Raw genomic sequence first — 7463 nt, forward strand, 5'->3', positions numbered from 1 at the left:
CGTGGTGAGGTTATACGTGGGAGAATCGAGGTCTGCCTCGGACCGAATGCTCTGACTCGAGGTGTCAAAAAACTAATAGGTGCGGATTAGCCGCGCCAATGGCTCAAAAGGGGAACTGGAACATGAGAATTTCTCGACGCGACGTCATTAAGGTCGGCCTGGCCGCTGGAACGGCTGTATCAATTCCCTCGATCCTACGAGCGCGGACAACCCCAACCGACGCAGGTACTGTGCGGATGGTGAAGACTCTCGACCTTAGCGTCGTGGATCCATACTATTCCGCAGCTGGGAGCACCGTCGATCACGCCCTGGCCATCTATGACAGCCTATTCTCGCTCGACTCAAAGCTATTGCCGCAGCCCCAAATGGTGGGGAAGTGGNTCGCTGGACCCAGACTTCCAGCGGGCAGTTGCTCATGGAGCGAACTAAGGATATTTCAAAAAAGGATGACAAGACTTTCACGATTTCCCTGAAGGAACCGCTTGGGTTGCTGATCGATATGCTGGCGGCATTGGCCACGTACTCGCCATTCATCATGCGCGAGAAGGACGCAGATCGCCCCCCAACCGAGCAGGTGACTGCGAACATCGGATCGGGCCCGTTCAAGTTTAACCAGGCTCTCGCCAAGCCGGGCGCGAGCATCACCTACGATCGCAATGAAAAATACGTGCCACGAAGCGAGCCATCTAACGGATTCGCCGGCGGGAAGGTCGTCAAGGTCGATCGCGTCATCTGGGACAATATCGCCGATCCGCAAACTGCTTTGGCGGCCTTGCAGGCGGGTGAGGTTGATTTTCTTGAATCTCCTCCTGCCGATTTTTATTCAGCAATCGAGAGTGATCCCAACCTTGAACTCCAGGTTCTGAATGAGTCTGGCGACGCATTTTTTATGCGCATGAACTGTCTGCAGAAGCCGTTCGATAACCTCAAGGCGCGCCAAGCGATGCTCCACCTGATCGACCAGGAGGCGTTCGGGCGTATCATTTCCCCCGATCCAAAATACGGCCACCCCGTCACTTCGATATTTGGAAGCAGCACCCCTTATTCGAATAATGAAAATACGGGCTGGTACAAGAAAGGCGGCGACCCCGAAAAAGCCAAGCAACTCTTCCGGGAGGCCGGATATGCCGGCGAGAAAGTCGTCATTCTCCAACCGACGAACTGGGCAGAGGCTAGCAACGCCGCGCAGCTTCTGGCGGCCACACTGCGCAAGATTGGCATCAACGCCGAGCTTGCGCCGAGCGACTGGGGCGGAGTCGTCGCGCGCAGGGCGAACAAGGGTCCTGTCGAAAGCGGTGGCTGGAGCATCTTCATCACGAGCTCTAATGATTACAGCTTCGGCGATCCCATCACCGCAGCTTGGCTAACCGCAAATGGCGAGAAGGGCTATTTCGGCTGGCCCAAAAGCGACGAGTACGAGGCTCTCCGAGCCAAATGGGCAAATGTCGAAACGCTCNATTTCGGCTGGCCCAAAAGCGACGAGTACGAGGCTCTCCGAGCCAAATGGGCAAATGTCGAAACGCTCGATGAACGCAAGGCACTAGCCGGCCAGATGCAAAGGGTCCTGTGGGACTTCGTCGGCTTTGTTTTCTTGGGTCAATCTATTAAGCCAATCGCGCGCCGCAAGACACTTACCGGCCTCATCGGCGTGCCTGCCCAGTTGGTGATGTGGAATATGCAGAAGGGCTGAAAGTGCTTCGCAGACCGGTCTCGGTCATTGCCGTCATGGCAGTGGCCGGAACCTTCGTCTTCCTGCTCTTAGAGTCCGTTTGAGAATTGGTTCAATGGCTGATCCTGCGCATCAAGAGACTGCCCATGGCAACGGGGATCATGGCTTCGGAGACGTCGATGCGCTGTTCGTAGTCGCGCACGAGGCGGCGCCAGCGTGTGAGCCAGCCGACGGCGGGGCAGTATCTGGAAGCCCTCTGGTTCTCTCCGGGATCGGCGCTCTGGCCCTGCCCTCTATGGGGATTCAGAAGAATGGGTGGAACAATCTGTCGAGCGCCTTGATTGCCGATGATGGGCAATCGAGCCAATCCAGTCGACGAACTCACCTTATCCTCGTTCCGCGAAGGACAGCTTTCCACAGGTGGGTGGAACTCGTGTCGTCCCCGTCTATCGGCTAGGGCGTATACACATCTTGCTGCGACGGATTGACTCGGTTGTGACGTGTCGGATTCCGCCGGCGTGTGCTGTATGATTCTTCTGTGACGTTCTGATTTGGAGGAGCGTCGCCGATGCAGACATGCCAGGACTGGTCCTTGGGTTCATTTGGAGATCGTCGTCTCGATAAAGGGGGGCGAGGCTGCTCCAAGGCATGGTGTTGCGCGAAACGGTTTGCCTGCGCCGGCTTGCCGGTGGCGACCATTCCGAAGAGATCCGCTATGGGCGCTTTCTCGGCAATGACGCGGTGACAGCGGACCGGATCATCGCAGGCTGGAGCGATCAAACCCGGCTTGCGGTCGAGGGCCGGCATGTCCTGGCGGTGCAGGACACCAGCGAGATCAAGTTCCCGACGACAGAGGGCAACCGGCGCGGCCTGGGCAAGGTCAAAAAGGGCAATTGCTGGGGCCTGCTGCTGCATCCAATGCTGGCTCTTGATGCCGAGCGCGGTTCTTGCCTGGGTCTTGTGGGCGGGCAGGTGTGGACGCGCGGGGACGAGGAGCTGCCGCCGCATGCCGAGCGGCCGTTGAGCGAAAAGGAATCGCGCCACTGGATCGAGACGGCCGAAGCGGCCAAGCCGGTGCTGGCCCGGGCCGGCATGGTCACCTTCATCGCCGACCGTGAGAGCGACTTGTATATGATGTGGGCTGGTGTGCCGGACGGCCATTGCCATGTTCTGTCGTGTCTCATGAATGACCGGGCCCTCACCACTGGCGGCACGCTGCGCCGCGCCGTGGCGAAAGTGGTGTTCTGCGATACGCAGGTGATCGAGCTGCGCGAGCGCCAGGACCGCCCGGCGCGCCGGGCTGAGCTGTGCCTGCGCTTTGGCGAAGCCACGATCAAGCGGCCGGCAAACCTGCGCGCAAAGGGGCTGCCAGAGCGGGTGACGCTGCGCTGGGTCGAAGTCGTCGAGACGGCTGCGCCCGACGGCGTGGAGCCGCTTCATTGGCTGCTTCTGACCACCCATTGCGGTGAGCAGGGGACTGTCAGGAATTCTGTGCGCGAGGCCATGATGATGGAAAGGAGAGGATCATCACATGACTATCGAGAAAGAACTTCTGGACAGTCCCACGCGACAGCTTCTACCGCTTCAAGGAGCTTTACGAGACCGGCGGCGAACTTGCGCTGCAGGAGCTGACGCGCAGGAAGCCGCTGCTGGCCAACCGCACGCCACCGGAGATCGAGGCGATCATCCTCGAGCTGACGCTGGAATATCCCGCCTATGGACAGACCCGCATCGCCAACGAAATGCGCAAGCTCGGCCACTCGGTCTCGCCGTCGGGCGTACGCGGGGTGTGGCAGCGTCACGATGTGGAGACGATGAAGAAGCGGTTGAAGGCGCTGGAGGCGAAGGTCGCCCAGGACGGCATCGTGCTCACCGAGAGCCAATTGGCGGCGCTGGAAAAGGCCAAGCTGGACAAGGAGGCGCATGGTGAGTTCGAGAGTGAATGCCCGGGCTATTGCGGCGGCCAGGACACCTTCTATGTCGGCAACATGAAGGGGTCGGACGCATCTACCAGCAGACCTTCCTTGACACCTATTCGAAGGTCGCCTTCGCCAAGCTCTATGACCGCAAGACGCCGATCACCGCCGCCGATCTCCTCAACGACCGCGTGGTGCCGTTCTTCGACGCCCACGAGGTGAAGCTAAGCCGGGTGCTGACCGACCGCGGCACCGAATATTGCGGCAATCCCGAACACCACGAGTACGAGCTCTATCTGGCGGTCGAGGACGTCGATCATTCCCGCACCAAGACCAAGAACCCGCAGACCAATGGCATCGTGAACGGTTCCACAAGACGGTGCTGGACGAGTTCTACCGGGTCGCCTTCAGGAAGAAGATCTACGGCTTGATCGAGGGGCTGCAGGCCGATCTGGATGAATGGGTCAGAAGTTACAATGAGGAGCGCCCACATCAGGGCCGCTGGTGCTTCGGCAAGACGCCGATGCAGACCTTCCTTGACACCGCCCCGCTGGCGAAGGAGAAAATGATCGCTGCCTGATCCCATCGGACAGGCAAAACGGACCACTCTCAGACGCCAACTGTCCGATCAAGTACAAACTTCTACAAATATGCGGAGTGGAAATCGGCGAAGGTGCATCCCGACTACCATGTTGAGATTGACAGGACCTTCTACTCGGTGACGCACGCGCTGATCGGGCGGCGCGTGGATGTGCGGCTCACCCACCGGGTGGTCGAGCTCTTCATGATCACAAGCGCGTCGCCAGCCATGTCCGCCGCTCGCAGCGCTGGGCCATGTCACCGTCAACGAGCACATGCCCAAGGCGCACCAGCGCTATGCCAACACGACGCCGGCGAACCTGATCCGGCAGGCAGCCGGGATCGGCGCCAACACCGCCATGCTGGTCGAGCGGATGATGCGCGACCGTCCCCATCCCGAGCAGGGATGCCGCTCCGCGTTTGGCATCCTCTCGCTGGCCCGTCGCTACGAGCGGGATCGGCTCGAGGCAGCCTGCGCGCGGGCACTGACCATCAATGCGATCACCTACTCCTCCGTCAACGCCATCCTCAAATCCGGCCTCGACCGCGTGCCGCCCGCGGCCGAGCCGGTCAAGCCCACGCCATCGCACACCAACATCCGCGGCGGCTCCTATTATCAATGAAGGAAGGAAACCAACCATGCTGACACATCCAACCCTCGACCAGATGCAGGCTCTCGGCCTTGGCGGAATGGCCGCCGCCTACCAGGATCTGGCCGACCACAGCAACGCCGACGATCTCAGTCGCGACGAGTGGCTTGGCCTGATGCTCGATCGTGAAGCCGCCATGCGTGCCGACAAGCGTCTGACCAACGGTCTCGCCGTTGCCAGGCTGCGCTTTGCCGATGCCTGCATCGAGAGCATCGACTTCGCCGCACATCGCGGGCTCGACCGGCGCAATACGCTGTCGCTCGCCCAGGGCGCATGGCTGAAGGCGCATGAGAACCTCATCATCACCGGGCAGACCGATCCCACGACACAATGCACACCTCGCTATGTTATTGAAAAAGCTGGATCTGCTGATCCTGTGATTGTGATAATGGGCTGTGTCCGCTCCAACCGCCATCGTCAGGGCGATCTCTTCCGTCATCCAGATCGGAATCAGCGCCAGGCTGCCATCCGGTTGTCGCCCGACATAGGCCGGCTCACCGCAATAACGCTGACGGCCTGTGACGAAAATCTCCCCGCCCGAACGTGAATGAAAGGCGTAACGGACAATCTTCTTTGCCTCGCCATCCTGATAACGGGCATTATGAGCCCAGTCCGACCGGCACCGGAAAGACCTGGCTGGCCTGCGCCTTCGGACGTCAGGCCGCCCGGCTCGATCATTCCGTGCTCTACCTGCGCATGCCACGCCTGTTCGAGGATCTCGCTCTGGCGCGTCTACCCGAAGGCCGACCACATCCAGCTGTCCGCGACCTAGCGAAACGCTTGTCCGCGATTTACTGAAACGGCTGTCCCAATTTAGTGAAATCCGCAGTCTACGGTCGAACACGTGGACGGCCCCGGCCGGGCGGCGGCGTCTCGCAGATCAAGGTTGGTATGGCTGACTGGCGGTTCGTCATGCCCGACCTGCATCCGGGCTATATCGACTGGGAGCGCTTCAAGGCCAACCAGGAGCGTCTCGCCACCAATGCACAAGCCTATGGAATGCAGCGCCGCGCCGGGCCGGTCCGCGAAGGATCCGCCTTGCTCCAGGGCAGAGTTCTCTGCGGCCTTTGCGGCGGGCGCATGGGCGTCCATTACAGCCAGGAGCACGGTCAGCCTGTCCCGACCTATACCTGCCAGGAGACCGCCACCCGCCGTGGCGGCAAGGTCTGCCAGTCCGTTCCCGGCAAAGTCGTCGACCCGGCGGTGGGTGCATTGCTTGTCGAGCTGATGACGCCGATGACCCTTGAGGTCACCCTGGCGGTGCAGCGCGAGCTTGAGGCACGCGCCGCCGAGATGGACACGTTGCGCCGACAACACATCGAGCGGACGCGTCATGACGCTGAGCTCGCCCGGCGCCGCTACATGAAGGTCGATCCCGACAATCGCCTCGTTGCCGACACTCTCGAGGCCGAGTGGAACGAGAAGCTGCGGCTTCACACCGACGTCGTCGAGGACTATGAACGATGCGCGCCCGAGGAAGCCGCTGCCCTCGATGCCGAGACGCAGCAACGCGTCCGCGATCTTGCCGAGCAGTTCCCGCGGATCTGGAGCGATGCCCGCATCGACGTCCGCGAGCGCAAGCGCATCCTGCGGCTGCTGGTCGCCGACGTCACCCTGGTCAAGGCCGAGATAATTACCGCAAACGTGCGACTATCCGGCGGGGCGACCCGCACCTTGACGCTGGAGCGGCCCCTGCCGATCGCCCAGATACGCAAGTTCAAGTCGGATCTGGTCGCTGAGGTCGACCGCTTGCTCGACCGTCATTGCGATCGTGAGATCGCCGATATCCTCAATGAACGTGGCCTGCGGAGCTGGGAAGGCAAGCCGTTCAATCTCAAGAAGATCGGCTTCATCCGCGGAGCCTATAACCTGTCCAGCCGCCGCCAGCGCCTGCGGGATTGTGGTATGCTCACTACCCAGGAAGTGGCCGAGCGCTTCGCTATCGCCGAGACCACCGTGCATCAATGGGGGCGCCAGGGCCTCATCACCAAAGTCTACAGCGACAATCTCAACCGTGGTCTGTGGGACATTCCTCATGACCTCGAGATCGTCAAAGGCCGCCCGGGCCGAAACGCCGTTCCCGCCCGCCGTGCCTCAATTACCGTGCCATCAACCGAACAGGACTCACTATGAAACAATTGCCTTATCCTTCGGTCGCGTCGGTCGCGCCGGCAGAACGCGACACCGTAGTGCGAAGCCATCATGCCGAAGCTGCGGTTGATCTTGGGGGTCGTAGAAGCTCGACCGATTCACGCCAGACTTCAGATTGTCGGGAACAATTAGCCGCGGGACGCCGCCAAAGAAGCGGAACATGCGCAAATGCGAGCCAATCCAGTCCGGCAGGGTCTGGCTCCAGGTCGCCTCGGCAAAGGTGTAGCTCGACGCGCCGAGCACCCCGAGAAAGATCTCGGCCTCGCGGATCTCGCCGGTCTTGCGGTGCACGATCGGCAGCTTCTTGCCGGAATAGTCGACGAACACCTTGTCTCCGGCGACATGCACCTGGCGCACCGCTCGAAGCCTCTAAAGAGATCACAGAATCTGCTGTAAGCGTAACCATCGGAATGAACAGCCCCAGGGCGAAATCATGAATCGTTAACCTGCAAGGACGGCTTGTCGGTAGGTCGGGTTCATGAGGGCTTTGAGGCGCTT

The 7463-nt window shown here is 60.8% G+C and carries 3 protein-coding genes and 6 pseudogenes; 7 read left to right on the forward strand and 2 right to left on the reverse strand.

Features of this window, described 5'->3' with window-relative positions:
• Positions 1 to 122 precede the first annotated feature (122 nt).
• Positions 123 to 1690 (forward strand): annotated as a pseudogene (locus X744_RS01155) (ABC transporter substrate-binding protein).
• Positions 1691 to 1781: 91 nt separating this feature from the next.
• Here X744_RS01155 and X744_RS1000000174215 read toward each other — a convergent pair.
• Positions 1782 to 1926: pseudogene (locus X744_RS1000000174215) on the reverse strand (IS5/IS1182 family transposase); the annotation flags it as partial.
• 391 nt (positions 1927 to 2317) lie between these two features.
• Here X744_RS1000000174215 and X744_RS1000000171245 point away from each other — a divergent pair.
• From X744_RS1000000171245 to X744_RS140690, 6 genes and pseudogenes are all read left to right on the forward strand, one after another.
• Complete coding sequence (locus X744_RS1000000171245) at positions 2318 to 3301, forward strand: IS4 family transposase (protein ID WP_023762998.1); 984 nt, start codon at positions 2318 to 2320, stop codon at positions 3299 to 3301.
• Positions 3229 to 4165: pseudogene (locus X744_RS1000000173140) on the forward strand (IS481 family transposase); the annotation flags it as partial. The gene X744_RS1000000171245 and the pseudogene X744_RS1000000173140, both read left to right, overlap by 73 nt.
• A gap of 63 nt (positions 4166 to 4228) precedes the next feature.
• A pseudogene (locus X744_RS01000000170625) lies at positions 4229 to 4787 on the forward strand (IS21 family transposase); the annotation flags it as partial.
• A gap of 43 nt (positions 4788 to 4830) precedes the next feature.
• On the forward strand, positions 4831 to 5361 hold the full coding sequence (locus X744_RS1000000176155; RefSeq protein WP_280948976.1) for an ATP-binding protein: 531 nt from the start codon (positions 4831 to 4833) through the stop codon (positions 5359 to 5361).
• A gap of 68 nt (positions 5362 to 5429) precedes the next feature.
• A pseudogene (locus tag X744_RS1000000174220) lies at positions 5430 to 5561 on the forward strand (ATP-binding protein); the annotation flags it as partial.
• Between the two features lie 165 nt (positions 5562 to 5726).
• Complete coding sequence (locus X744_RS140690) at positions 5727 to 6947, forward strand: recombinase zinc beta ribbon domain-containing protein (protein WP_245266877.1); 1221 nt, start codon at positions 5727 to 5729, stop codon at positions 6945 to 6947.
• Here X744_RS140690 and X744_RS140685 read toward each other — a convergent pair.
• Positions 6948 to 7378 (reverse strand): annotated as a pseudogene (locus X744_RS140685) (IS21 family transposase); the annotation flags it as partial.
• Positions 7379 to 7463: the final 85 nt, after the last annotated feature.

It is taken from the genome of Mesorhizobium sp. LNHC252B00, from assembly GCF_000502955.1.
In the GTDB taxonomy this organism is placed as follows: Bacteria; Pseudomonadota; Alphaproteobacteria; order Rhizobiales; family Rhizobiaceae; genus Mesorhizobium.

Excerpts from the sequence above, each read along its gene's own strand:
- X744_RS1000000171245 (WP_023762998.1), top strand. The coding sequence starts at position 2,318 with ATGGTGTTGCGCGAAACGGTTTGCCTGCGCCGGCTTGCCGGTGGCGAC.
- X744_RS1000000176155 (WP_280948976.1), top strand. The coding sequence starts at position 4,831 with ATGCAGGCTCTCGGCCTTGGCGGAATGGCCGCCGCCTACCAGGATCTG.
- X744_RS140690 (WP_245266877.1), top strand. The coding sequence starts at position 5,727 with ATGCCCGACCTGCATCCGGGCTATATCGACTGGGAGCGCTTCAAGGCC.